Origin of the sequence: Corynebacterium striatum, from assembly GCF_016728105.1 — a bacterium.
GTDB classification, from domain to species: domain Bacteria; phylum Actinomycetota; class Actinomycetes; order Mycobacteriales; family Mycobacteriaceae; genus Corynebacterium; species Corynebacterium striatum.
Window position 1 is genome coordinate 444,047 of record NZ_CP068158.1, and the last position, 23,259, is coordinate 467,305.

Consider the following 23,259-nt stretch of genomic DNA (forward strand, 5'->3'; position numbering starts at 1 on the left):
ATGCCTGTGGGCTATGGAAAACGGTATGGCCGTGGCTAGCCTGCGTGAACCCACTTAAGGCATGCGCAAGATGCGGCGATGCACCGTGCCGGCGGGCTCGACGTGGATGAACACTTCGGCACCTGGGAAAAGCTCGTCGATGTTGTCCTCGATGCGATCCGCGATGTCGTGGGCCGCAAGAACTGTCCACTCACCAGGCACGTCCATGGTGAGATAGACCAAGCGCTGACGGCCCGATGCGATGGTACGCCGCGACGTGAACAACACGCCGAATTCTTCCTCAAGCTCAGTAAGTCGCGCATCAAGCTCAGCGTGCTCTTCCTTGGGCAGGGACTCGGAAAGCAGGCTACTCAAGGATTCTTTGAGCAGCTTGTAACCGGTCCACAGGATATTGATGCCCACTGCAAAAGCGACGATCGGATCGAGCCACAGCCAGTCCGTCAGGGCAACCAGCGCGATGCCCACGAGGACGCCAACAGAAGTCCACACGTCAGTCAGCACGTGATGGCCGTCGGCTCGAAGCGTTGCCGAACGATATTTCTTGCCCGCTTTCAGCAACACCAGACCGACAGCCAGATTAAGAACCGAAGCTAGCGTCGAAAGCGCCAGACCAATGCCTGGCTGTTCCAAGGGCTGGGGGTTGAGCAAGCGCAATGCAGAGGTATAAATGATGAGTGCTGCGGCGACAAAGATCATCGCACCCTCTACCAACGCGGAAACATACTCGGCCTTGCCGTGGCCGAATTGATGGTTCGCGTCAGCCGGCTTCGCGGCAATACGAAGGGCGATGAAGCCCACGACTGCGGCAACGAGGTTGACTCCGGATTCCAAAGCGTCAGACAGGAAGCCGACGGAACCAGTAAGCATGGCCGCAAGGACCTTTAAGACAATGGTGAGAACAGCCGTCGCGATGGACAGCTTCATGAAACGCTCAAGCAGGAGCTGCTCGGAAGGGAGTGCCATACAGATACCTTCGGTTAGTCGGCGTGACACGGCCATCCGTATGCGGTTTGGGGAGGACCGGTCAACGTAGGAGCTACGGACCGAAGGTATCGCTCACTCACGAATTTCGCAAGCTGGGTGGCCGGGCGCATAGGCACCAGTATGTCGACCATCCATCCGCCGCCATGGGGGCCGCGGAGGAGCTACTCCCCTTCAGGAATTTTAGGTTAGCAAGCCGCCGAGTTGCCAACAACTCGGCGGCTCAAGCAATGCTGAGACTACAGTTTTAATCTCAGGCGAGCGCTAGCCACCAATCTTGAAGTCGCAGACGTCGCCGTCCTGCATGATGTAGTCCTTGCCCTCTTGGCGGACCTTGCCCTCGGCGCGGGCCTCGGCCATGGTGCCAGCGGCGTCGAGGTCATCAAAGGAAACGATTTCGGCCTTGATGAACTTCTTCTCAAAGTCGGTGTGGATTACCCCCGCAGCCTGCGGAGCAGCCGAACCCTGCTTGATGGTCCAAGCGCGGGCTTCCTTCGGACCAGCAGTCAGGTAGGTCTGCAGGCCGAGCGTTGCAAAACCTGCCTTAGCCAGAGTTGCCAGGCCAGGCTCGGTCTGGCCGACGGACTCGAGGAGCTCCATCGCTTCGTCCTCGTCGAGCTCAAGCAACTCGGTCTCAGTCTGGGCATCAAGGAACACGCACTCTGCTGGGGCAACGAGCTCGGCGAGCTCGGCCTTCTTCGCGTCGTCGGTAAGCACTGCTTCATCAGAGTTGAAGACGTACAGGAACGGCTTCGAAGTCATCAAGTGCAACTCACGCACGAGAGCGAGGTCGATTTCGCCGTTCTTGGAAGCAGCGAACAAGGTACGGTCATCCTCTAGGATTTCCTGCGCCTTCTTGGTGGCCTCAACGGTCTCAGCCAGATCCTTGTTCTTGCGCGCTTCCTTCTCCAGTCGCGGCAGAGCCTTCTCGATGGTCTGCAGATCGGCCAGAATCAGCTCAGTGTTGATCACAGAGATGTCGTGCGCTGGGTCAACCTTGCCATCAACGTGGATGACATTGTCATCAGAGAAAGCGCGAACCACCTGGCAGATCGCGTCTGCCTCACGGATGTTAGCGAGGAAGGCGTTGCCCATGCCCTCGCCCTTGGACGCGCCTTCCACGATGCCGGCGATGTCCACAAAGGACACGGTCGCAGGCAGGATGCGCTCGGAGCTAAAGATCTCCGCCAAGCGGTTAAGGCGATGATCCGGCAGCTCCACGAGGCCAACGTTCGGCTCAATCGTGGCGAACGGGTAGTTGGCCGCCAAAATGTCGGAACGGGTCAGGGCATTAAACAGCGTGGACTTGCCAACGTTAGGCAGGCCGACGATTCCAAGTGTAAGACTCACAGGGGCAATCCTAACGCACGCGGAATTTTTTCAGGCAAGATGGTGGGGTGAGTTCTCAATCGCCTTCCGCATCATCCATGCCGCCTTCTGGACACAAGTCTGATCTGGACCAAGCTGGGCTTGGCGATCGTTTCGATGGTTCCGTCGACGCGACATCGCTTGACGACGTCTCCCCTCACCCACCGGGAGATCAGGTCGACCGTTCCGTTGTCGTCGGCGAGGTCATCAAGTCGACCTCGCTGTGGGCTCTGCGCCTTTTTGTTATTTGTGCATTCCTCTATGCGCTATTCCGCATGGCTGGAAACTTCTGGCGCGGCATCCTGCCGATTCTGTTGGCACTCATTATCTGTACTGTGCTCGCACCTGTCGCAGGATGGCTACGGCGCCATCACGTACCGAGTTCACTTGCCGCTGTACTGACTATCCTCGTTTCCTTCAGCGGGTTGGGCGCGCTTTTCCTTTTCATTGCGCCTAACTTTGTGCGCCAATCACAGACGCTGTATCTGCAGACCGCAAACGGTATCCAGGCTCTTCGCTTGTGGGTACAACAGCCACCGTTGAACCTTAACGAGGATGAGATCGGAACCTACATCGACGAGATCGCCCTGTGGGCACAGAAGCAGGCAGGCTCCATCGCCGGCTCCGTCTTTAACGGCATCGGCCAGGCCACTTCCATGATTGTCACATTGATGGTGGTCCTGGTCCTCACGTTCTTCTTCCTCAAGGACGGCCACCACTTTCTGCCCTGGCTGCGCGAAGCCACGGGGCGCCGCACCGGCTGGCACCTCACCGAGCTTTTGACCCGCGGTTGGAACACCTTGGGCGGCTTCGTCCGCGCGCAGGCTCTCGTATCGCTAGTAGATGCCGTCTTCATCGGCATCGGCCTCGCGATTATTGGCGTTCCGCTCGCGCTGACATTGGCCATCATCACGTTTATCGCAGGCTTCATTCCTTTTGTCGGCGCCATCGTGGCCGGCGCCCTGTCCGTGACGATTGCACTGGTCTCGCTGGGAGTCACGAAGGCGTTGCTCGTCCTTCTTCTGGTCTTGGTGGTCCAGCAACTTGAGGGAAACGTGCTTTCCCCATGGCTGCAGTCCAAGGCCATGAACCTACACCCAGTGGTGGTCTTAACCTCCGTCACCGTGGGTTCTGCACTCTTCAATCTCGTAGGTGCATTCCTGGCGGTACCGGCCGCTGCCATGTTCGCGGTTGCCTACCGCTATTTCCAAGACATGATGAAGCTGAAATCCGGAGAGAAAACAGCCGAAGAACTGCACTTTGCTACCGTCGCCGGCTTCCTCATCGGTCGCTACACCCAGGAGCAGGGCGAACATAAGCGCGCCGAGTGGCTGACAATGCCGGATCACAAAGCCCCCAATGCGGCGCCTGCCGACGTTGCACACGAAGGCGTGGGAGACAGGCTCGACGACGCAGTCAACATGGATGCCCGGCCCAATAACATCGGTGACGAGGAGGCCCCTGCATCGCGCGGTGCCCGCGCCCACGTTGTTCGAGGTAGCGTCCAGCGAGCAATGTCCCGTTTCGAACACTTGTTGCATCCAGACAAGAAGGATTAAACCGGGATGTCCTGAGCACGTGCAAGGGTGGTGAGCATGTCTACTGCCTTGCCCGTGCTTTTGTTGTTTTTCGGCGTCATCCTGGGAGCCATCCTCGGATGGTTGGCACGCGCATATAGCTCTAGCTCATCCCAGCCTTCTGCCGAACACCGCGCCCTCCAGGAATCACAGCGCCGCCAGGCAGAGCTTGCCCCGCTGGAAAAGGCGATGGATAGGTTGGGCTACCAGCTGCAGGAGCTCGAGGAAAGCCGCGCCACGGAACTCGCAGCGTTGTCGAGTCAGGTCCAGGCTGTGACGCGTACCTCCACGAAACTAACCGACAGAACCGACAAGCTGGTTGGCGCACTACGCTCGCCGAACGTGCGCGGCCGATGGGGAGAGATGCAGCTCGAGCGCGTGGTTGAAATCGGCGGCATGCTCAAGCACGTCGACTTTAATACGCAGGCCACGGCCCGAATTCAAGGCACCACGGTCCGCCCCGACCTAGTCATCCACCTCGCGGGTGGGCGCAGCGTCATCGTAGATGCCAAAGTCCCCTTCTCTTCCTATCTTGATGCCCTTGAAACCGAGGACCCGGAAGAGCATGCGGGCTATTTAAGACGCCACGCGCATCTGTTGCGCAATCATGTCCAGGCGCTGGCCCATCGCGACTACATCGAAGCCTTTTCTCCCACGCCGGAGTTCGTGGTGCTCTTTGTACCGGCGGATCCTTTCCTCGATGCCGCGCTGGGCGTCGACCCCGAGCTCTTGGAATTCGCCTTCGAGCGCAACATTGTCATCGCTACCCCGAGCACGCTCTTCGCACTTTTACGCACTGTTGCTCTGGGCTGGCGCCACGAGGACCTCTCCGAAAAGGCCAGGGAAGTCCAGAGGCTTGGCAGCGAATTCTACTCCAGGCTGGGCACGCTCAACGAGCACTACAACAAGGTCGGCCGCAGCCTGGAAAAGGCAGTCGAAGCCTACAACTCGAGTTTGGGTTCCTTGGATTCTAGAGTCGGTGTCACCGCGCGCCGCTTGTATGAGCTAGAAATTCCTGCGCGCACCGACCGACGCCCCGTGGAACCCCAGCCGGTACAGGCCGAACCACGTCGGCCGCGTTTCGAAGATTAACTATTAGGCAATTAATTTCGCCACATTCGGCCAAGAAAATACCGAAAGGGCCAGCAAAGCCTGTAGAATCGTCCGGCGTGTCACTTGCCAAAAATCGAAACCACCGAGCCAGACGTGAATCTGCCGCCGTGCACGGGCTAACGCTGCCCAAGGCCCTCTTTGGTCTGGTAGCTGCGTTAATCGTTGCAGCACTCATCACGATCGTCGTGGGTTCGATCGGCTGGCCATTTTTCGCCGTTTTCACGCTCGGCGCACTCGCCATGACTTTCTTGGTCAACCCCCGCGGGTTGTATCTCTTGGTGATCAGCATCCCCTTGCTGTTTACGGTGGCCATTGTTTCAACATCGTGGATTTTGGCCGTGCAAGCGGCACCGGAAGGGGCCTCCCCATTCTCCACTACCTCCCTTTTGACCACAGCTTTCCCATTCCTCCAGCGCTTTCCGTGGCTGATCATCGTCTTCCTTCTGTGTGCTCTCCTTGCCGTGTTTAGGCTGTGGAACGGCAAGAACAATGCCAAGTCACGCAACGTCAAAGCCCAGGTTGCCCGCCGCGCTCAACAAAAGGCAGAAAGACGCAATCGTGATGAGCGACTTTCCGTTGCGGAACTCATCGCCCGCGATAAGAAGGCGAAAGAAACAGCTCGTCAGCGCACCGGACGCCTCCGGGAAATGGACCGCGAAGAGCGCCGGCGACAGCAAGCAGTCGAGCGCGAGGCTCGCGAGCGAGCTGCGAGCGTTAGCTCGGCGGAATACGACGACTCCGATTTCGCCCCGCGTCGCCCGGATCCGCAGCGCCGCGCAGGTGACGTCGACAAGCAGCCTGCTAAAGAGCCCAAGGCCAAGCCAGCTTCTCCCCTCGACGAGAACCTCTACGAGGACTAGATTCTGCCGCGAAGCAAGAGACAGAGAAAGACCCGACTCCCCTCCTTGACTGGAGATGAAAGTCGGGTCTTTCAGTGCCTTTAGCGCGGTATCTAAGTTTCCGGCCTTAAGCCTTAGCGCCTTGTGCAGTACGTGCTGGGCGCAGCTCACGCGGCAGGGAGAACTGAATGGTCTCCGTGGACGTCGTAACCTGCTCGACGTTGGAGTAGCCGCGCTCGTCGAGGAACTCGAGGACCTCGCGCACAAGCAGCTCAGGTACGGAAGCGCCACAGGTAACGCCTACGGTCTCCACACCTTCCAGCCATGCCTCATCAATCTCGCTCGCGAAGTCAACGAGGTGGGAAGCCTTAGAGCCTGCCTCCAGGGCAACCTCGACGAGACGCACAGAGTTAGAAGAGTTCTTGGAGCCCACGACGATCATCAGATCGCACTTCGGAGCGATATTCTTCACCGACTCCTGACGGTTCTGGGTGGCGTAGCAAATATCGTCTGAAGGCGGGTTCTCCAGGTGCGGGAAACGCTCGCGCAGCTGGTTGACGATGGTGATGGTCTCATCCACCGAAAGCGTGGTCTGGGACAGCCAGATGAGCTTTTCTTCTTGGAGGAAATCAGGCAGCTTGGCGACGCCCTCTACACCATCAACGAGGTGCGTTACCTCAGGTGCTTCACCGGCGGTGCCTTCGACCTCCTCGTGGCCCTCGTGCCCCACGAGCAGGATGTGGTAGCCGTCGCGGTGGAAACGACGTGCCTCGTTATGCACCTTGGTCACCAGCGGGCAGGTAGCATCGAGCGTGAGCTGCTTACGGCCCTCAGCCTCAGCACGCACGGCAGGCGCGATGCCGTGAGCAGAGAAAACCAGGTGTGCACCCTCCGGTGCTTCGGAGGCTTCTTCGACGAAGATGACGCCGCGCTTGGCCAGGGATTCCACAACGTAGCGGTTGTGGACGATCTGCTTGCGGACATAAATTGGGGCGCCGTACTTCTCCAGCGCCTTCTCCACCGTCTCAACTGCGCGATCGACGCCAGCGCAGTAGCCGCGCGGTGCCGCCAGGAGAACGTTCTTGCCAGTCTCAGTCATGGCCTCCAGAGTATCTAAAAGTCGTAGACAACAGTAGATTGGGTGGCTTATCCTCGTGCTACGAGAGAGTGTGAGGAGTACAGCACGAGTACTGCACAGCAGGGCGTGACCGGTAAATACGCCCGAGCTCGCAGCCCCGGGCGGTCACGTGTCCGGCAAGGGCAATAGACTATGAGGCATACAACGCTGTGCAGAAAGGCTGCTTTGTGAATCAACCGGCAAACTCCCCGGAGACGCCCTGGCCCGTTGGCAAGGTCAATGACCAAGTCAAGGGCTGGATTGAGCGTCTCGGTTTTCTTTGGGTAGAAGGCCAGCTGACCCAGGTAAACGTCAAACGCTCATGGAAGCTTTCTTATCTGACGTTGCGCGACGTCGAACAAGAAAAGTCCGTGCAATTAACCTGCCCCACGGACATGGTGCTGAAGATGCCCACGCCGCTCAAAGATGGCGATCGAGTAGTGGTCTACGGTAAGCCAGCTTTCTACGCTGGACGCGGTTCGTTCTCCCTGTGGACTACTGAGATCCGTCACGTTGGGGTGGGTGATCTCTTGGCCCGCATTGAGATGCTGCGCCAGCAGCTTGCAAAGGAAGGTCTTTTTGATCCTTCCCGCAAGCTGCCGCTTCCCTATCTTCCGCACAAGGTCGGTCTGATTACCGGGCGCGGTTCCGCGGCCGAACGCGACGTCTTGGCAGTGGCCAAGGACAGGTGGCCGGCCGTTCAATTCCGCGTCATCAACACCGCGGTGCAGGGTGCCAATACGGTGCCGCAGGTGATCGATGCTCTCCAGACTCTCGATGCTGACCCAGAAGTCGATGTCATCATCATCGCGCGTGGCGGCGGCTCGGTAGAAGACCTCCTCCCCTTCTCCGAGGAAGCCCTGCAGCGTGCGGTGGCATCCGCTCAGACCCCAGTGGTCTCAGCCATTGGGCACGAGCCAGACAACCCAGTGCTGGACAACATCGCAGACTTGCGCGCCGCCACGCCTACCGACGCCGCCAAGCGCGTCGTCCCTTCCGTCGCTGAGGAGTACGCCTTGATCGATGAGGCACGCTCCCGCATGGCAGCGGCCCTGCGTGGCTGGGTTGAGCGGGAAAGACGCGGTCTGGAAAACATTCGCTCCCGCCCAGTTCTGGCAGACCCAATGACGCCGATCAATGCTCGCCGTGAGGAGCTGGAGCGTTCCCGTGCATTGATAAATCGCGACATCCGCTACCTGCTGGATAACGAAACAAATCGCATCGCGGCCTTGCGTGCGCAGGTTTCGGCGCTTGGCCCCTCAGCCACCTTGGAGCGCGGTTACTCAATCGTGCAGGTAGTCCCCCGGGATGGCTCAGGTCCTGAGGTTGTTACTTCTTATGAGCAATCGCCTCCAGGATCGCAGCTGCGCATTAGGGTTGGTGACGGTTCCATCACCGCGGCGGCCATGGCAGCTAAGCCCGCGGACTAAGCAACTAGCCATAGTTTCAAACCAAGACAGCAACCCAAGACAGCTACGAAGAACACAACCACAAGATAGAAGTTAGAGGGAAATATGAATGACACCATCGGTTCCGGCACCCCGGGCCAAGATGCTTTTCCGCCAGTAGAGCAACTCTCCTACGAGCAGGCTCGTGACGAACTCATCGAGACCGTAAAGATCCTGGAGCTCGGCCAGATGGGGCTCGACGAATCACTGAAGTACTGGGAGCGCGGCGAGGCTTTGGCCAAGGCCTGCGAGGCGCACCTTGATGGTGCAGCGCGCCGCGTCGAACAAGCACTGGGCCGTGTAGACGCAGAGTCGGAGGCTGGGGAATCACCAGCAAACAGCTACCCAGACGAGTCCCTTGAAGAAAACCCCGAGGATGAGTTCTAATGCAGATTTACGGCTACCCAGGTGACCGCGTCGATTTCGTATCCAAGTCAGGTTCCGCAGGTTCGCTCCTGTTCGGGGATCCCCGCAACCTCGCAGAGGAATTTTTCGGCACACCGCACACTGCGTCCGAAAATGAAATCTCTTACTTCTCCGGGTCTATCGTCTTAAGCTTTAGCGAGGACAAGCTGCGCTCGGTAACCATCCATCCGCAGAAGTCGAAGCGCGAGCGCGTCGATATCTACTTAGCCAAGACCCGTTTGAGCGGTTTAGACGAAGAAACCCTCGCACAGGCAGTGGAAACTGCTGGCGAGGGCGTCACTACCAGCTACGAAGAGCAGCTGGAATCTGTCACTTTTAGTTAGTTGGTGCAGGTAACCCAGACGGAGCGCTCTCGGCGCTTCCGTCTTCGCTGTGATGAAGCACTGGGGCTTCGGCAAATGCCTTGAGCGCCGTCTCGTAGTCGGCGTCTGCGGCAGAGCCAGAAAGGATCAGTCGGGCATCGCCTAGGTCCGCAATCCACAGCGGCCGCACGTCCGCGTCTTCGCTCTCTAGAACCTTAACCTTGAGACCGGCGACTTCTCGCTCGGACTGCTCCGCACGGTAGTTAGAGTCATAACCCTTTTCAGCTTCCTCAGCAGAAACCTTGGTCTGAGTCGACTCAATGTAGCCCTCGTCAGCAGTCAACCAACTGACAACCGCCGCGTTTTCACCAGCGACAGCGGACCTACGGGCCGCGGTTGGTGACCATCCCTCCGGCATCTTCGGCTCACGAATCACCGAACCGGTTGCACGCGCTTCCATCTCCAAAAAGGTCTTGGCGTCCACGTTTTGGATTGGGCCAGGCTTGGTCTCTGGGTTGATGGTGCACAAACCGGTTGCTCCCACAACCAGAAGCATCGCGATGACGGTCACTCCCAAAGACAAGATGATGTCTTTGGCGCCCTCAAAAATTTTGGGTTTCTCTTCAGCTGCCACGCAGACCAGTATTCCATGCACACTGTTGCGTAACGAAAAGCCGCGTACTTAAAGAAGAATCACACACTCTCGAAAACCGATATGCAGCAAGTTTCCTATTCAGTTGCCCCCGGATCGGGCAAAAGCCCTCTTTCGGGGGCACAAAGCGGACTACAAATCGATGCAAAAGTGCAAGAATAGAAAGGAGTGCCCTGGAAGCTCCCAGCGGCCGCAAGAAAAATGAATGGAAGGCAGCCTAAACACATGTCCGAAAACACTTCTTTCATGCCAGATCGCAACCTTGCAATGGAGCTGGTTCGCGTCACCGAGGCCGCAGCGTTGGCCTCCGGCCGCTGGGTCGGCCGTGGCAAGAAGAATGAGGGCGACGGCGCAGCTGTGGATGCAATGCGCAAGCTCATCAACTCCGTTGCCATGAACGGCGTTGTTGTCATCGGTGAGGGCGAAAAGGACGAGGCCCCAATGCTCTTCAACGGCGAAGAGGTTGGTACCGGCGAGGGCGCAGCCATGGACATCGCGGTTGACCCAGTTGACGGAACCCGCCTGATGGCGGAAGGCCGCCCGAACGCCATTTCCGTTATTGCTGCCGCCGAGCGCGGCACGATGTACGACCCATCCGCAGTCTTCTACATGAACAAGATTGCCGTCGGTCCTGCAGGTGTGGGTTCTATCGACATCAACGAGTCCGTTGAGTGGAACATCAACTCGGTGGCCAAGAAGCTCGGCATCAAGCCGGCTGACCTGACGGTTGTGGTCCTTGACCGTCCACGTCACGAGCAGCTCATCAGCGATATTCGCGCAGCTGGCGCAAAGGTCCGTCTCATCATGGATGGCGACGTCGCAGGCGCCATCGCCACCTGCCAGGACTCCAACTCCATCGACCTGATGATGGGTATCGGCGGCACCCCAGAGGGCATCATCACCGCATGCGCAATGAAGTGCATGGGCGGCGAAATCCAGGGCAAGCTGTGGCCTAAGGATGAGGCCGAAGCTGAAAAGGCTCGCAAGGCCGGTCACGACCTCGACCGCGTCCTTAAGACCGATGATCTGGTTTCTTCTGATAACTGCTACTTCGCGGCAACCGGTGTTACCAACGGTGACATGCTCCGCGGCGTCTCCTACCGTGCAAATGGCGCAAGCACCCGTTCGTTGGTCATGCGCTCCAAGTCCGGCACCATTCGTTACATCGATTCCGTTCACAAGCTGGCTAAGCTGCAGGAATACTCCGTTGTTGATTACTCCAACGCGGCCGACGCCTAAGCCTTAGCGGCAAAAATCCTGCGGATTTTCTCCGGAGGAATCTTGCTGATGCTTGCCTAACTTTTGGGGGCGTGCATCTTGCACATTTGCGCGCTTTTTAGTCCATACTGGATGAAGTGAAGCGTGCCGCCCACACCACGCACCGTGCCGGGCAACACAATTCTGCTAAATCGTATTCCGCAACCACTACTTGCAGATTCGTTCGATCCTCTTCGACGTCTGGAAGCTGTGGTGCGGACAGCTAAATAAACATCTTTATTCAACACATTCTTTTGAGGTGGATTTCATGACTGAGTACCGCATTGAACACGACACCATGGGTGAAGTGAAGGTTCCTGTTGACGCTTTGTGGCGTGCACAGACCCAGCGTGCTGTAGAGAACTTCCCGATTTCTGGCCGCGGCCTTGAGACTGCGCAGATTCGCGCCCTCGGCCTGCTCAAGGCAGCCTGCGCCCAGGTCAACAAGGACTCCGGCGCGCTCGATGCAGAGAAGGCTGATGCCATCATCGCTGCCGCAAAGGAAATCGCTGAGGGCAAGCACAACGAGGCTTTCCCGATCGACGTCTTCCAGACCGGTTCTGGTACCTCCTCCAACATGAACACCAACGAGGTTATCGCTTCCATCGCCCACAACAACGGCGTTGAGATTCACCCGAATGACCACGTGAACATGGGCCAGTCCTCCAACGACACCTTCCCAACTGCTACCCACGTGGCAGCTACCGAGGCCGCAGTCAACGACCTCATCCCGGGCCTGAAGGTTCTGCATGCATCTCTTACCGAGAAGGCAAAGCAGTTCGCGGACGTCGTTAAGTCCGGCCGCACCCACCTGATGGATGCAACCCCAATTACCTTGGGCCAGGAATTCGGTGGCTACGCTCGCCAGATTGAGCTCGGCATCGAGCGCATCGAAGCTACCCTGCCTCGCCTAGGCGAGCTGGCTATCGGTGGTACCGCAACCGGCACCGGCCTGAACACCTCCGCTGACTTCGGCGCAAAGGTAACCGAAGAGCTCAAGAAGCTCACCGGTGTCCAGGAGCTCAAGGAAGCTGAGAACCACTTCGAGGCACAGGCGGCTCGCGACGCCCTCGTTGAGTTCTCCGGCGCAATGCGCACCGTTGCAGTCTCCCTCAACAAGATTGCTAACGACATCCGCCTGATGGGCTCCGGTCCTCTGACCGGTCTCGCTGAGATCCACCTCAAGGATCTGCAGCCGGGCTCCTCCATCATGCCGGGTAAGGTCAACCCTGTTCTGTGTGAGGCTGCCACCATGGTTTCAGCCCAGGTTATTGGCAACGACGCAGCCGTCGCTTTCGGTGGCGCTAATGGCCACTTCGAGCTCAACGTCTTCATCCCAGTGATGGCTCGTAACGTACTCGAGTCCTCTCGCCTGCTGGCCAACGTCTCCCGCGTCTTCGCCGAGAAGTGCGTCGATGGCATCGAGGCTAACGAGGAGCGCATGAAGAAGTTCGCTGAGTCCTCCACCTCCATCGTTACCCCGCTGAACTCCAAGATCGGCTACGAAAACGCAGCCAAGGCAGCTAAGCACGCCCTGTACCAGAAGATGACCGTGCGTGAAGCTGTCATCGACTTGGGCTTCGTAGACGGTGAGAACCTCACCGAGGCTGAGCTGGATGAGCGCCTCAACGTTCTGTCCATGACCAACCGCGAGCGTGACCGCTTCTAAAAGCCATGACTTAGCACCGCGCTAAGTCCGCTACGACCAAGGCCTTTCTACGCCCTCAACTGAGATTCTGGGCGGAGGAAGGCTTTCTTCTTTCCTCGTCTACAGACCTAGGCACAATCGGAGGAATGAACTCACGAAACGTCGGCCGTAATGCCCAAGCCGCAGCATCCGATGCTGCTAAATAAGCAGCGCGTGGCGGTGCGCCCGGCGAAGCGTCGAACTCCGGCGCCATGGCGGCCATTGCCGCGCAGCCTTTCGGCGCCGCACTTCCCATCATCACAGCCATTGGTTTCTCCCTTAATGGCTGCTACTCCATTGCTCGTGCGAAATACACCAACGAGATCTAAACCAAGGTATGCAAACAACCCCTAGGACCTAGAGCACACTCTTCCGCTCGTCGTTTAAGAATCACCGAAGTTACACTTGGTGCAAAGTTGCATCGAGTGTAAAGTTGCACAGTGTGCAAGAAGAAATGTCATTACGCGAGCAGAAGCGCCTCGAAACGCGGCTACGCATCGAAGACGCGGCCACTTCCCTAGTGGACAAGCGCGGATTCTCCGCTACCACGATCGAGGAAATTTGCGAACATGCAGGAATTTCTCGGCGCACGTTCTTTAACTACTTCGATTCTAAAGACTCCGCTGTACTCGGTTCCCCGAGCGAGATGTTTTCGGACGATCAGCGGACGTATTTCCTTAAAACTCCAACTGAAGATCTTCTGCATCTGACCGTTGAACTCGTCAAGACCCACATGCGCGGCCACCACGCCAACCATGAAATTGCTGCGAGACGCCGTCGCATTGCAGGAGACCCGGACGCGGCCGCGGCGTCGTTTAGCCGCAAGCGAGCCAAGTCCACGGAAATCGCAGAACTCATCAAGCTGCGACTCGAGAAGAACCCCGAGCTCAGCTTGTGTCCGGATGTTCTGCCGGAAACGGAGGCGCTGCTCATCGGCGCCATCGTTCGAGAAGCGCTATGGATTGCCACCGCTTCCCCTGAAATCAACTGCGCAACCCCATTCGAGGATCGCCTCGACGACGCATTAAAACTCGTGATTAATTTTTCCAAAGGACTGAAATGGTAGATACCGCACTGACTCCGGCAAATAATGTCGGTGCAGCCGAGCCGGCCAAGGCCGCAGCTGCAGAAAAGAAAGAAAACAACGTCGGTTTGGTCTTCTCCGCCCTCGTGCTCACCATGCTGATGAGCTCTTTGGGCCAGATGATCTTCTCCTCTGCTCTGCCTACCATCGTCGGTGAGCTCGGCGGCGTGGACCACATGAGCTGGGTCATCTCCGCCTTCTTGGTCACCATGACCATCGCCATGCCGATCTCTGGCAAGCTGGGTGACATGGTGGGCCGCAAGTGGCTCTACATCGGCGGCATTGCTGTCTTCGTGATTGGATCCGCGCTCGGCGGCTTCTCCAACACGATGAACTGGCTCATTGTTGGCCGCGCAATCCAGGGCTTCGGCGCTGGATTCATGATGATTTCTTCCCAGTCCATCATCGCTGAGGTCACAACCGCCCGTGAGCGCGGCAAGTTCATGGGCATCATGGGCGGCGTCTTCGGCCTGTCCTCCGTGCTTGGCCCAGTCCTTGGCGGCTGGTTCACGGATGGTCCTGGTTGGCGTTGGGGCCTGTGGATGAACATCCCGCTTGGCCTACTCGCAATCACCGTCTGCACGTTGGTCCTGCACCTACGCGTTGGCGATACCGATTTGCGCAAGTTCGACGTCTTGGGCGCAACTTTTATCGCAATCACCACTGCTTCCCTCATTCTCATGACCACCTGGGGCGGCACTCAGTACGAGTGGTCGGACCCAATCATCATTGGCCTGGGAATCACCGTTGTCATCGGCGCCATCATCACCGTGATCGTCGAGTCCAAGGCGAAGGAACCGCTCATCCCAGTGCACCTGTTCAAGAATCGCAACATGGTTCTGACCACTGCTTCGGGCACTGTTCTGGGCCTCGCTATGTTCGGCGTGCTCGGCTACATGCCTACCTACCTGCAGATGGTTCACACCCTTACCCCGACCAAGGCAGGACTCATGATGATTCCGATGATGGTCGGCCTCATCGGAACTTCCACCATCGTGGGCTTCATCATCGCTCGCACGGGCCACTACAAGATGTACCCAATCATCGGCCTTATCATCACCACGGGCGCATTGTTCTGGATGTCCAAGCTGACCGTGGATACGACCCTGGTTCAGCTCAGCGCTGAGTTCTTTGCCTTCGGCGTGGGCCTTGGCTTCGTGCAACAGGTTCTGGTCCTCATTGTCCAGAACTCCTTCCCCATCGCTTTGGTTGGTACTGCGACTGCGGCCAACAACTTCTTCCGCCAAATCGGCGCTGCGGTGGGAGCTTCCCTGGTTGGCTCGCTCTTCATCCACAACATGAAGGATGAAATGGCAGCAAATATGCCAGCAGCAATCCAGTCCATGGGTCCTGAGGGCGCGCAGTATGCACAGCAGTTCGCAGCCGCAAGCGGCGGTTCTTCCCACTTGACTCCTTCCCTCGTTGTACAGCTTCCGGATGCAATTCAGTCTGTCATCCTGAATGCCTACAACGACGGCCTCACCCCAGTCATCCTGCTGATGGTCCCACTAGCCATCGTGGCGCTGCTTCTCGTGCTTCCAATTACTGAGGAACACCTCAAGGAAGAAATCTCCTAGCGGCACCTTCTCTAGGACGGTAGCTTCGCAACCGATACGTCAAAATCCCCGGCTCAACAGCCAAAGTACCTGTTGAGCCGGGGATTCTTTGCTATATCTCGCTAGTGACTGCCCTCAGCAAATTCCTCAACGATCTTCGCATTGAACGCAGGAAGGTCATCCGGGGTGCGGGAAGATACGAGGCCCTGATCGACGTGGACTTCTTCATCCACCCAGGTTGCACCTGCGTTTCGCAGATCCGTTTTGAGCGATGGGAACGACGTAAGAGTGCGGTCCTTGAGCACGTCAGCGTCAGTAAGAATCCAACCACCGTGGCAGATAACGCCCAGTGGACGGCCTGCCTCAACGTGCTTCTTCACGATTTCCACTGCGGCTTCGTCCATACGCAGTGCATCTGCATTACCCGTGCCACCAGGGAGCACGATTCCGTCGAACTTCTCACCTCGTACATCAGCAGTGGTTGCATCGACGTCGATGCTTGCGCCCTTCTTACCGCTAATGGTGCCTGCCTCAGGGGCAATGACCTTTACGGTTGCACCCGCCTCGCGAACGGCATCGGCCGGCGACGTCAGTTCGGAATCCTCGAAACCGTCGGTTGCGATAATGGCAATTGTCTTAGTGGAAAGATCCGCCATGATTTACTCCTTAGTGTTTCGTTGCTAAGTACAGTTCCCACCATAACCGCGACTCGCAGTTCTCGCAGAGCCGTGGAGCCCATCCCTGTCAACGGCATGCCGGGCGTCAAGCCCCCTGCAATTCAAGCTCTTCGCACATTGAGAACAGCAAACACAGAGTTGGTACCTAATCGGCTACTGGTTGCGCCGCCTTGCGCTTTTCCTCCGGCTTAGGAAGCAGCAGCTCATAGACGTCGGTATCGCGCCACTGGCCCGCCAGTTCGCCGTACGTCATCTTCGCCATGTGCGAGTAAGTTCCAACCTTGACGAATCCGCGCGACTTGTGCAGGCCTGCCGAGCCTTCGTTCTCCGGGAAAATCCAGGAGTGAATGGCCCATTTATGTAGGTCGATGCAGGTCGCAATGAGCTTATCCAAAAGAGCACCTGCAATACCGCGCCCCTGTGCCTGGGAACTGATATAGATGGAGTCCTCAACAACGCCGTGGAACACCGACCGGGAGGAAATCTGGGCAGCGGAAACCCAGCCCAAGACTTTGGAGTCATCGTCAGCTTCAACTGCAACGAAGACGGAGGGCATGATCTTTGCCTTGGTGAATTGCTCAAGGGTAAGCGAACGCGTCTCATACGTCGCGTGGCCGGTGTTCAGGCCCTCTTCATAAATCGCCCGCATTTGGGGATAGTCGGCCGTGACGAACGGACGAATAGTGAAATTCTTCGCGGGTTTGTTTTCTGTCATGTTCTTTATTATTCCAAGACGGTTGCCTATACGGCTATATAAATAATGCAGCGTTAGCTAGCAGTGATCATCCCTGGGCACGTGGGATAAACGCGACGTCGCCAAGCACTGTGTGCACGGCTTATGTTTCGTTTTCCAACAAGTCCGTGACCAGCTCCGCGATGGCCGAGCGTTCCGATCGCTGCAACGTGATGTGTGCAAAGAGCTGATGCCCCTTAAGCTTCTCAATCACCGCCTGGACACCATCGTGGCGGCCCACGCGTAGATTGTCGCGCTGGGCGACGTCGTGAGTCAGCACCACGCGCGAACCCTTACCCAAGCGGGAAAGAACCGTGAGCAAGACATTACGCTCCAAAGACTGTGCCTCGTCCACGATGACGAATGAATCGTGAAGGCTGCGTCCGCGAATGTGCGTCAGCGGCAGGACCTCGAGCAAACCGCGATCCTGCACTTCCTCCATCACGTTGTCAGAGACCAGCCCCTCCAAGGTGTCGTAGACCGCCTGTGCCCACGGATTCATTTTCTCGGACTCGGTGCCTGGCAGGTAGCCCAGAGACTGGCCGCCCACTGCATACATCGGGCGGAAGACCACGATGCGGCGGTGCTCCCCCCGCTCGAGAACCGCTTCCAGTCCTGCGCACAACGCCAGGGCTGACTTACCTGTACCGGCGCGTCCGCCCAAAGATACGATCCCTACATCGGAGTCCAAGAGGAGGTCCAACGCCACTCGCTGCTCTGCTGAACGGCCCTGCAAGCCGAATGCATTGGCTTCGCCGCGGACCAGGCGAATGGTGCCCTCTGCTGTAACACGCCCCAATGCCGACTGACCGCCAGCGTTCAGAGTCACGCCACAATGCACAGGCAGCTCTTCTACGGCAACGCCCGCCTCCGTCAGTGCACCATCGACCATGACTTCCCCATCACGGTAGAGCGCGTCAACGACATCGGGAGAGGTCTGCACTACGGCCATGCCCGTGTAACCAGTAAGCACAACGTCCTGTGCGTGATACTCATCCGCGGGGAGCCCAACCGCGCCGGCTTTGACACGCAGCGGTACATCCTTGGTTACCAGTACCGTGTCCTTGCCCTCATGAGCCAGGTTCAACGCACACGCAAGGATACGGTGATCACCTTCGGACCCACGGAATGCTGCTGGCAGCAGGGACTGGTCTTGGTGATTGAGCTCTACGCGCAGCGTTCCGCCATCAATGTTTACTGGAACCGGCTGATCCAAGGCGTCATAAGAGCCACGAAGGTCCTCCAAAAAGCGAAGAGCTTGACGGGCGAACCAGCCAAGCTCAGGGTGATGACGCTTTCCTTCCAACTCGGAAATGACAACGATAGGAAGGACGACCTCGTGCTCTGCAAATTTGCGCAGCGCCCACGGGTCTGAAAGAAGGACGGAGGTATCAATAACGTAGGTCTTGGTGGCCACAGCGCCCGGGTGCATCGATTCGGTCAGGACAGACGGGTTAGTCATGATGGCAGGGTTCTCCCTTTAGCTGCCACCTCCCCGCGTGTTTCCACGTGCACTGCGCAATGTCAGCGCCGCATGGATTGCGAGGAAGTAGCGGTAGTGAAGCTGGTTAATTTTCGAAACCCAAGAAGCTCCGCCACGGTGATGGTCCTCGCCGATAGCTTTCCTCTTGGTTGTCTTCCAAGCTAGGGGCCGAAGGTTGAAATTACATGGGTGAAAGATGAACATTGCGAAAACGCGAAAAAATCCCTTGGCTCTTTGAACCAAGGGATAAAGCGGTGAAAGCTTAATCGACGAGCTTATTCAACGGTAGCTTCGTACTGGCCGGAGGCACCCTTCATCCACTTGATGGTGCCGTTGGTGAACTTCTGGACCCAGCCGTTGCCTTCTGCCTGCTCAGGAGCGGTCGGCAGACCAACCTTGTTAGCAAGGCCGCCCTCGCCCTTCCAGGTTTCAGCGATCTTACCGATGATTGGCTGCGCACCAGACTCTTCGTTGAAGGCAAGCAGCTTGTCTTCCGCGAAGGTTGCTAGGGAACCGGCGTCAGTGTTCTCGATGCTCTGGACATCGCCCCACTCGCCAGCCTTCTCCTCGATTGCGGAAGCGAATGCTGCCGGAACCTCAAAATCGCCCGCTGGGGTGCTAATGGTCTTCTTCTCGCCAGAGTCCTTGCCCGCAGCGCCTTCAGAAGCATCTGCGCCCTCAGATTCAGACTCAGAGCCCTTCGCGCCAGTTGCGTCAGCGACAGCGGAACCAGCCTTCTCGGTTGCCTCGTTGGCTGCAGACTTAGCTGCGTCACCTGCGGAGTTAGCTGCGTCCTCAGCGTCGGAGCACGCTACTAATGCAAGCGAAAGGGAAGCTGCTGCGAGCCCTGCTGTGAAACGACGGGTGATCTTCTGCATGGGCTACGTTCTTTTCTAAATTTGTTTTCGTAGGAACACAAATAACGCTACGGACGGAAGGCTCACAGCAGCCACCTAATTTTCCGCGATTTGACAAGGAAAATGGCCTATTTCCGCCGTTTCCCCCGCTGAGAGGATTTCTTACTTTTTGATAACAGATAATTTTTTCGTCCCTGAACAGCTCTTTTGTTACCAGCCTGTGACCCACCGCTGGTCTTTTTCTTAGCATTGTTCTGCTTGTGCGCCTTGCCTTGCTCCTTGGCCAGAGCCTCCCGGCGCGCCTGCTTTGCTTTGGACTTCTCTCGAGCACTGAGTTTTACCGCGGTACCGCGCGAAGAATTTTTGGTGCGCCCCTTGGCCACGCCAACGAAAGCCTGGACGTCATCAGCATCGCGTTCCTTTGACCACACCAGCGCAATAGCGGTCCGCGCAACGGTTGGATCATTAAGCCCCAGCGGGACCACCTGCTTTTTGCTCAGCACCTTGAGCAAAGGCCGCGGCGCGATGACGATACCCACGTTCGCGGCCACCACCTGGAGTCCTTCGCGGACCGCGGGAACATCGACCAGTGCGTCATCGCCAATGCGATAGTTCACGTACTCATCCGCCACGTCCGCAGGCTCCACATCCTCCCCTACCTCGGCATAGACGGAGTCCTTCGGCACGGCGATGCCCACGGCTTCTTCATACAGGCGCACCATATGGAAGTCATCGCTAATGCGCTTGTCGACGCCGTCCGCCGGCACGCGCGCCAGCGCCAAGTCGGCGTCGCCCGCCAGTAAGGTGTCGATGGCATCGTCGGAGTCGACCGTGGTGAGGCCACCGTAGTCCGGGTTCGACCGGTAGCGCTCAAACCATTTCCCTGGTTCTGTTCCGGTACTAAAGACGAGTCGCAGCATGCAGACAATATTAGACAATATTACTGGGTGCTATCGCGGGCATCGTTACGCGGCGGGCACAGCACCACCGGGATAACACGAGCCCTAACTTGCGGCATGACATAGGCATGACATGTACTGCGCAATACTGCTACCGTAGGCAACGTGAATGACATGAATAAACAACCTTCCGGCACCGCTATGCGCGCTCAGACCGCTGCTAAGAAGCTGGGCATTTTCCTGCCCGCTACCCCGGAAGAATTCCAAAATAACGCAGTATCGCACGCGGAGCTGCGCGAATTACAGGACAATCCGCCGGAGTGGCTGGTCAAGCTGCGCCTTGAGGGTCCGCACCCACGCCCGGTAGTCGCGCAGAAGCTCGGCATCTCGGTCACGGCCCTTAAGAAGAATGACGTGGATCGTCCGATGACCACCGCCGAGATCAAGGAGCTCCTCGCCGAAATGCCAGAGTGGCTGGAGGCTGCCCGCAAGGCACATGCCGAGAACCGCGATGGTTCGGGCGAGTCGGAAGACTAAGCTCCAGCAGACAAAAGCGGGGGAGCTACCGCGCGGTTACATCGACCGCGCTTTCCCACAGCCGGGCGTTGATGCGCCCGGTTTTTGTGTTTTCTGGGTCTGCTGTGTTTGCTGCTGCCTGCACCATCTTGCCCTCTACAATCCATCGGGTAACTCGCGTCCAGCCATGCAAAGCGCTCGCGCACCAGGCTTGCAGCTCCAGCGCTTCCGCAAGCCGAATCTCCGCCCGGCGCGGTTTAGGCATCAGACCTGCCTCAACCGTGGCGCGCAGCGTGGTCGATTCCAGCACCCAATTCGCGGGCCCCATGGCAGGCCCCTCCTCGTCGAAAAATATGAGAGCAGCGTTGGCCGCCTCGTGTACTACGCCTTCTTCACCATAAAGGAGTGCATCATCCGCGCCGTGGCTTTGGGCTTCGGCGCGCAGCGTGCCCAGCAGCGCTAGGTCCGGGCCCTTGGTCAGCGGATGTATGCGCGGATCAGGTGTGGGAGGTACCCACAGCGTGGTTTCAGTGCGCAGCCGTGGCGCCGGGCGCCACACGACGCCGCCGACCGTCACGCGGGGGAACCACTCGCCGTGCTGCGGGGCGTCGTCAAGCGCCGGGTAGCCCGCGCCAAAACGCGCGCGATGCAGATCCGGGCGGATGGCTCTCCCCTCCCGTACAAGGAAGGAATCCACCCGCGTATCGGCAAGCGCCTCATTGTGGGCCGCAGCTTTATCCTCACTACGCGCCATGACTGCCACCTTGCAGCTGCGCAGGGCTAAGCCCCAGGTGATTGAGAAGCGGGCGGGCCTTGACCATGGTTTCTTCCCATTCGGCTGCCGGATCACTCACGGCGAGGATCGCGCCGCCCACTCCGTAATAGGCACCTCGCTCATTGCTCACGACGGAGCGGATGACCATGGAGAAGTCCGCAGTACCGGTCAGCGAGAGGTAGCCGTAGGCACCCGAATAGACGCCACGCCACGTGCCCTCCAGCTCGCTGATGATGCGCATCGTGCGTTCCTTGGGCGCGCCTGTCATGGAACCACCGGGAAAGGCCGCGCGGATAGCGTCAACCGGGCTAGCGTTGGTCTTGAGCCGTCCGGTCACCTCGCACATAAGCTGATGCACCGTAGCGTAGCTGCGCACCTCAAAGCCACGTGGCACCGTGACGCCATCGCACACGCGGGCCAAGTCATGGCGAACCATGTCCACGACCATGAGCAGTTCAGAGGTGGTCTTGGCGTCCCGCAGCAGCTCCTTGTGCACAGCATCTTCTGCGGGGTCCGCGCTGCGCGGGCTGGTTCCCTTAATCGGTGTTGAGGAGACCATGCTCCATTCGTCGATGCTCAAGAAGTGCTCAGGCGACGTCGAGAGCAATGCGTTTCCAGCAAAGCCCAGGTATCCCGTGCGCTTGCTGGGATTGTCTTCGCGCAGCTTCAAAAAAGTCTCCAGCGGCTGCGGCAAAGGTTCCAGCTCAATGCGGTTGGTCAGGCATACCTCGTATGTCTCGCCGCGTACCTCAAAGTCTTGCGCTGCTGCGATGAGGCGCAAGTACTCCGCCTCGTCATGTATGAGCCTGCCCGAGGATTCCCACGGCTTTGATGTCCCCGTCTGAGCTTTAACTGGTGGCAAATCCCAATCGGCATCGTCCGCGAAGCTCAACAAATAGGTTTTGTTCTCTTCATGATCAATAACGATTGCTCGATCGCAGAACACGAACTCCGCGTCCGGGCCAGGTGCCGGCGGGAAGGCGGTATGTGCCTCCTCGAGTCCAATCTCGTATCCCAGGTAACCCACCCAGCCCAGCGCAAAGTCGCAGCCTGGAATGGGCGCGCCGACGCGCGGTGGCAGGACAAACTCTTCGTATTCACGCGCAGCATGATTAAAGAATCCCGCATCATCCCCTGCTGAAATTGTGTAACTCAGATGCCGCGCACGCGGGCCTGAATCGTCGCCCAGGATGCCGAACCGGCCAGCGTCTAGCCAAAAGACATTGCCGCGCAGTCTCCTGGCGATGTCTTTGATCGGCAGCGGCTCGTCGAGGGTACGCACCGCAAAGTACTCGGCTGCATAGTAGTGCCGAGCGAGTTGGAGGAAGTTGGCTATGAGCCGCTCCCCTGCGTCCGTCATCAGGGATTCAGGGTGAAACTGCACGCCCCAGCGCGGCAGGCTACGGTGTTGAATCGCCATGACGAGGGTGTTCAAGGAAACGTCGTGGGGCGCATCAGTGGCGCGACAGGTGGCGGTGACCTTGAAGCACTCAGGGACTTCGTGAGTGACCAGGGAGTGGTAGCGCACCACTCTATACGGGTTTTCAAGGCCCGCGAACAGGCCAGTCCCGTCATGGTCAACGTGGTCAACCACGCCGTGTGCAGGGGCGGGGGCTGGGCCGACTACACCGCCTTCTAGGTGCACCATCGCTTGGAGTCCAAGGCACACGCCGAGAATAGGACCGGCGAACTCGCGCAGCACATCCGCGCTGATTCCCAAGTCAGCAGGGTTGGCCGGGGTGCCTGGCCCGGGTGAGATGATGGCGGCGTCGTAAAGCGCCAGATCCACCTGAGCCCACGGGGTGTCATTAGGCACCACCGTAGGCTCAGTGCCAGTCACCCGCCGAACGTAGTCCACGAGGTTGAAGGTAAAAGAATCGTGATTATCGACGATCAGCAGGTGCATGGCAAT

Annotated in this window: 23 protein-coding genes; 12 read left to right on the top strand and 11 right to left on the bottom strand. The window is 58.3% G+C overall.

Translation table 11 applies throughout. The annotated features are described in order from the left end of the window. Positions 1-54: 54 nt before the first annotated feature. Together I6I72_RS02060 and ychF are read right to left on the bottom strand one after the other, a co-directional pair. Entirely contained in the window at positions 55-963 is a 909-nt protein-coding gene (locus tag I6I72_RS02060) for a cation diffusion facilitator family transporter (protein WP_005531810.1), read from the bottom strand. Between the two features lie 282 nt (positions 964-1,245). Then, positions 1,246-2,331 (bottom strand): redox-regulated ATPase YchF, encoded by a 1,086-nt coding sequence (gene ychF / locus I6I72_RS02065; RefSeq protein ID WP_005529923.1) that lies wholly within the window; start codon positions 2,329-2,331, stop codon positions 1,246-1,248. Between the two features lie 77 nt (positions 2,332-2,408). Here ychF and I6I72_RS02070 point away from each other — a divergent pair, with 77 nt between their 5' ends. From I6I72_RS02070 to I6I72_RS02080, 3 genes are all read left to right on the top strand, one after another. After that, on the top strand, positions 2,409-3,908 hold the full coding sequence (locus tag I6I72_RS02070) for an AI-2E family transporter (protein ID WP_152681347.1): 1,500 nt from the start codon (positions 2,409-2,411) through the stop codon (positions 3,906-3,908). A gap of 36 nt (positions 3,909-3,944) precedes the next feature. Continuing rightward, positions 3,945-5,018 carry a DNA recombination protein RmuC gene (locus I6I72_RS02075; RefSeq protein WP_049152258.1) on the top strand — a complete coding sequence of 358 codons (1,074 nt, stop codon included), beginning with the start codon at positions 3,945-3,947 and terminating at the stop codon, positions 5,016-5,018. A gap of 77 nt (positions 5,019-5,095) precedes the next feature. After that, entirely contained in the window at positions 5,096-5,899 is an 804-nt protein-coding gene (locus I6I72_RS02080; protein ID WP_141276832.1) for a DUF6542 domain-containing protein, read from the top strand. A 106-nt stretch (positions 5,900-6,005) separates the two neighbouring features. Here the strand turns inward: I6I72_RS02080 and I6I72_RS02085 are convergent, their stop codons facing one another. Next, on the bottom strand, positions 6,006-6,977 hold the full coding sequence (locus tag I6I72_RS02085) for a 4-hydroxy-3-methylbut-2-enyl diphosphate reductase (protein ID WP_005529931.1): 972 nt from the start codon (positions 6,975-6,977) through the stop codon (positions 6,006-6,008). A gap of 206 nt (positions 6,978-7,183) precedes the next feature. Here I6I72_RS02085 and xseA point away from each other — a divergent pair, with 206 nt between their 5' ends. The 3 genes from xseA to I6I72_RS02100 all read left to right on the top strand — a co-directional run bounded on the left by xseA (position 7,184) and on the right by I6I72_RS02100 (position 9,192). Further along, complete coding sequence (gene xseA / locus I6I72_RS02090) at positions 7,184-8,425, top strand: exodeoxyribonuclease VII large subunit (protein ID WP_049152257.1); 1,242 nt, start codon at positions 7,184-7,186, stop codon at positions 8,423-8,425. An 84-nt stretch (positions 8,426-8,509) separates the two neighbouring features. Then, on the top strand, positions 8,510-8,830 hold the full coding sequence (locus I6I72_RS02095) for an exodeoxyribonuclease VII small subunit (protein ID WP_005529934.1): 321 nt from the start codon (positions 8,510-8,512) through the stop codon (positions 8,828-8,830). Next, positions 8,830-9,192: a hypothetical protein gene (locus I6I72_RS02100; protein WP_049145234.1), complete on the top strand. Its 363-nt coding sequence runs from the start codon at positions 8,830-8,832 to the stop codon at positions 9,190-9,192. Before I6I72_RS02095 ends, I6I72_RS02100 begins: the two co-directional genes overlap by 1 nt. On the opposite strand, the gene I6I72_RS02105 is transcribed toward I6I72_RS02100, so the two are convergent. Beyond that, entirely contained in the window at positions 9,185-9,805 is a 621-nt protein-coding gene (locus tag I6I72_RS02105) for a DUF4245 domain-containing protein (RefSeq protein ID WP_005529938.1), read from the bottom strand. The two genes, I6I72_RS02100 and I6I72_RS02105, sit on opposite strands and share 8 nt — an antisense overlap. 243 nt (positions 9,806-10,048) lie before the next feature. Here I6I72_RS02105 and glpX point away from each other — a divergent pair, with 243 nt between their 5' ends. From glpX to I6I72_RS02130, 5 genes are all read left to right on the top strand, one after another. Beyond that, the gene (glpX, locus tag I6I72_RS02110) at positions 10,049-11,062 is read left to right on the top strand and encodes a class II fructose-bisphosphatase (protein WP_005529940.1); all 1,014 of its coding nucleotides are present in this window, start codon (positions 10,049-10,051) and stop codon (positions 11,060-11,062) included. 286 nt (positions 11,063-11,348) lie between these two features. After that, entirely contained in the window at positions 11,349-12,749 is a 1,401-nt protein-coding gene (locus tag I6I72_RS02115; RefSeq protein WP_049145235.1) for a class II fumarate hydratase, read from the top strand. 230 nt (positions 12,750-12,979) lie between these two features. Next, positions 12,980-13,096: a hypothetical protein gene (locus I6I72_RS02120; protein ID WP_080986220.1), complete on the top strand. Its 117-nt coding sequence runs from the start codon at positions 12,980-12,982 to the stop codon at positions 13,094-13,096. A 125-nt stretch (positions 13,097-13,221) separates the two neighbouring features. Further along, positions 13,222-13,833, top strand: a complete 612-nt coding sequence (locus I6I72_RS02125; protein WP_005529943.1) for a TetR/AcrR family transcriptional regulator — start codon at positions 13,222-13,224, stop codon at positions 13,831-13,833. Continuing rightward, on the top strand, positions 13,827-15,428 hold the full coding sequence (locus I6I72_RS02130; RefSeq protein WP_049145238.1) for an MDR family MFS transporter: 1,602 nt from the start codon (positions 13,827-13,829) through the stop codon (positions 15,426-15,428). The genes I6I72_RS02125 and I6I72_RS02130 overlap by 7 nt, the downstream gene beginning before the upstream one ends. A 101-nt stretch (positions 15,429-15,529) precedes the next feature. Here I6I72_RS02130 and I6I72_RS02135 read toward each other — a convergent pair whose 3' ends face one another. From I6I72_RS02135 to I6I72_RS02155, 5 genes are all read right to left on the bottom strand, one after another. Beyond that, a complete protein-coding gene (locus tag I6I72_RS02135; RefSeq protein ID WP_049152252.1) occupies positions 15,530-16,063 on the bottom strand; it encodes a type 1 glutamine amidotransferase domain-containing protein in 534 nt (177 codons plus the stop codon). Positions 16,064-16,229: 166 nt separating this feature from the next. Next, positions 16,230-16,799, bottom strand: coding sequence for a GNAT family N-acetyltransferase (locus I6I72_RS02140; protein ID WP_049152251.1), 570 nt, complete (start codon positions 16,797-16,799; stop codon positions 16,230-16,232). Between the two features lie 121 nt (positions 16,800-16,920). Beyond that, positions 16,921-18,279: a PhoH family protein gene (locus I6I72_RS02145; RefSeq protein WP_049145242.1), complete on the bottom strand. Its 1,359-nt coding sequence runs from the start codon at positions 18,277-18,279 to the stop codon at positions 16,921-16,923. A 296-nt stretch (positions 18,280-18,575) separates the two neighbouring features. Continuing rightward, positions 18,576-19,178 (bottom strand): LGFP repeat-containing protein, encoded by a 603-nt coding sequence (locus I6I72_RS02150; protein ID WP_049145245.1) that lies wholly within the window; start codon positions 19,176-19,178, stop codon positions 18,576-18,578. Positions 19,179-19,285: 107 nt separating this feature from the next. Then, on the bottom strand, positions 19,286-20,077 hold the full coding sequence (locus tag I6I72_RS02155; protein WP_034657176.1) for a LysR family transcriptional regulator substrate-binding protein: 792 nt from the start codon (positions 20,075-20,077) through the stop codon (positions 19,286-19,288). Positions 20,078-20,230: 153 nt separating this feature from the next. Between I6I72_RS02155 and I6I72_RS02160 the strand changes: the two genes are divergently transcribed. Then, entirely contained in the window at positions 20,231-20,593 is a 363-nt protein-coding gene (locus tag I6I72_RS02160; RefSeq protein ID WP_046645446.1) for a DUF5997 family protein, read from the top strand. Between the two features lie 25 nt (positions 20,594-20,618). Here I6I72_RS02160 and I6I72_RS02165 read toward each other — a convergent pair whose 3' ends face one another. Further along, complete coding sequence (locus I6I72_RS02165; RefSeq protein ID WP_049145248.1) at positions 20,619-21,326, bottom strand: aminotransferase class IV; 708 nt, start codon at positions 21,324-21,326, stop codon at positions 20,619-20,621. After that, entirely contained in the window at positions 21,316-23,253 is a 1,938-nt protein-coding gene (locus tag I6I72_RS02170) for a chorismate-binding protein (RefSeq protein ID WP_049145251.1), read from the bottom strand. Before I6I72_RS02170 ends, I6I72_RS02165 begins: the two co-directional genes overlap by 11 nt. Positions 23,254-23,259: the final 6 nt, after the last annotated feature.

Excerpts from the sequence above, each read along its gene's own strand:
- I6I72_RS02060 (WP_005531810.1), bottom strand. The coding sequence starts at position 963 with ATGGCACTCCCTTCCGAGCAGCTCCTGCTTGAGCGTTTCATGAAGCTG.
- I6I72_RS02070 (WP_152681347.1), top strand. The coding sequence starts at position 2,409 with ATGCCGCCTTCTGGACACAAGTCTGATCTGGACCAAGCTGGGCTTGGC.
- I6I72_RS02075 (WP_049152258.1), top strand. The coding sequence starts at position 3,945 with ATGTCTACTGCCTTGCCCGTGCTTTTGTTGTTTTTCGGCGTCATCCTG.
- I6I72_RS02085 (WP_005529931.1), bottom strand. The coding sequence starts at position 6,977 with ATGACTGAGACTGGCAAGAACGTTCTCCTGGCGGCACCGCGCGGCTAC.
- I6I72_RS02095 (WP_005529934.1), top strand. The coding sequence starts at position 8,510 with ATGAATGACACCATCGGTTCCGGCACCCCGGGCCAAGATGCTTTTCCG.
- I6I72_RS02100 (WP_049145234.1), top strand. The coding sequence starts at position 8,830 with ATGCAGATTTACGGCTACCCAGGTGACCGCGTCGATTTCGTATCCAAG.
- glpX (WP_005529940.1), top strand. The coding sequence starts at position 10,049 with ATGTCCGAAAACACTTCTTTCATGCCAGATCGCAACCTTGCAATGGAG.
- I6I72_RS02115 (WP_049145235.1), top strand. The coding sequence starts at position 11,349 with ATGACTGAGTACCGCATTGAACACGACACCATGGGTGAAGTGAAGGTT.
- I6I72_RS02120 (WP_080986220.1), top strand. The coding sequence starts at position 12,980 with ATGGCGGCCATTGCCGCGCAGCCTTTCGGCGCCGCACTTCCCATCATC.
- I6I72_RS02125 (WP_005529943.1), top strand. The coding sequence starts at position 13,222 with ATGTCATTACGCGAGCAGAAGCGCCTCGAAACGCGGCTACGCATCGAA.
- I6I72_RS02130 (WP_049145238.1), top strand. The coding sequence starts at position 13,827 with ATGGTAGATACCGCACTGACTCCGGCAAATAATGTCGGTGCAGCCGAG.
- I6I72_RS02135 (WP_049152252.1), bottom strand. The coding sequence starts at position 16,063 with ATGGCGGATCTTTCCACTAAGACAATTGCCATTATCGCAACCGACGGT.
- I6I72_RS02140 (WP_049152251.1), bottom strand. The coding sequence starts at position 16,799 with ATGACAGAAAACAAACCCGCGAAGAATTTCACTATTCGTCCGTTCGTC.
- I6I72_RS02145 (WP_049145242.1), bottom strand. The coding sequence starts at position 18,279 with ATGACTAACCCGTCTGTCCTGACCGAATCGATGCACCCGGGCGCTGTG.
- I6I72_RS02150 (WP_049145245.1), bottom strand. The coding sequence starts at position 19,178 with ATGCAGAAGATCACCCGTCGTTTCACAGCAGGGCTCGCAGCAGCTTCC.
- I6I72_RS02155 (WP_034657176.1), bottom strand. The coding sequence starts at position 20,077 with ATGCTGCGACTCGTCTTTAGTACCGGAACAGAACCAGGGAAATGGTTT.
- I6I72_RS02160 (WP_046645446.1), top strand. The coding sequence starts at position 20,231 with ATGAATAAACAACCTTCCGGCACCGCTATGCGCGCTCAGACCGCTGCT.
- I6I72_RS02165 (WP_049145248.1), bottom strand. The coding sequence starts at position 21,326 with ATGGCGCGTAGTGAGGATAAAGCTGCGGCCCACAATGAGGCGCTTGCC.
- I6I72_RS02170 (WP_049145251.1), bottom strand. The coding sequence starts at position 23,253 with ATGCACCTGCTGATCGTCGATAATCACGATTCTTTTACCTTCAACCTC.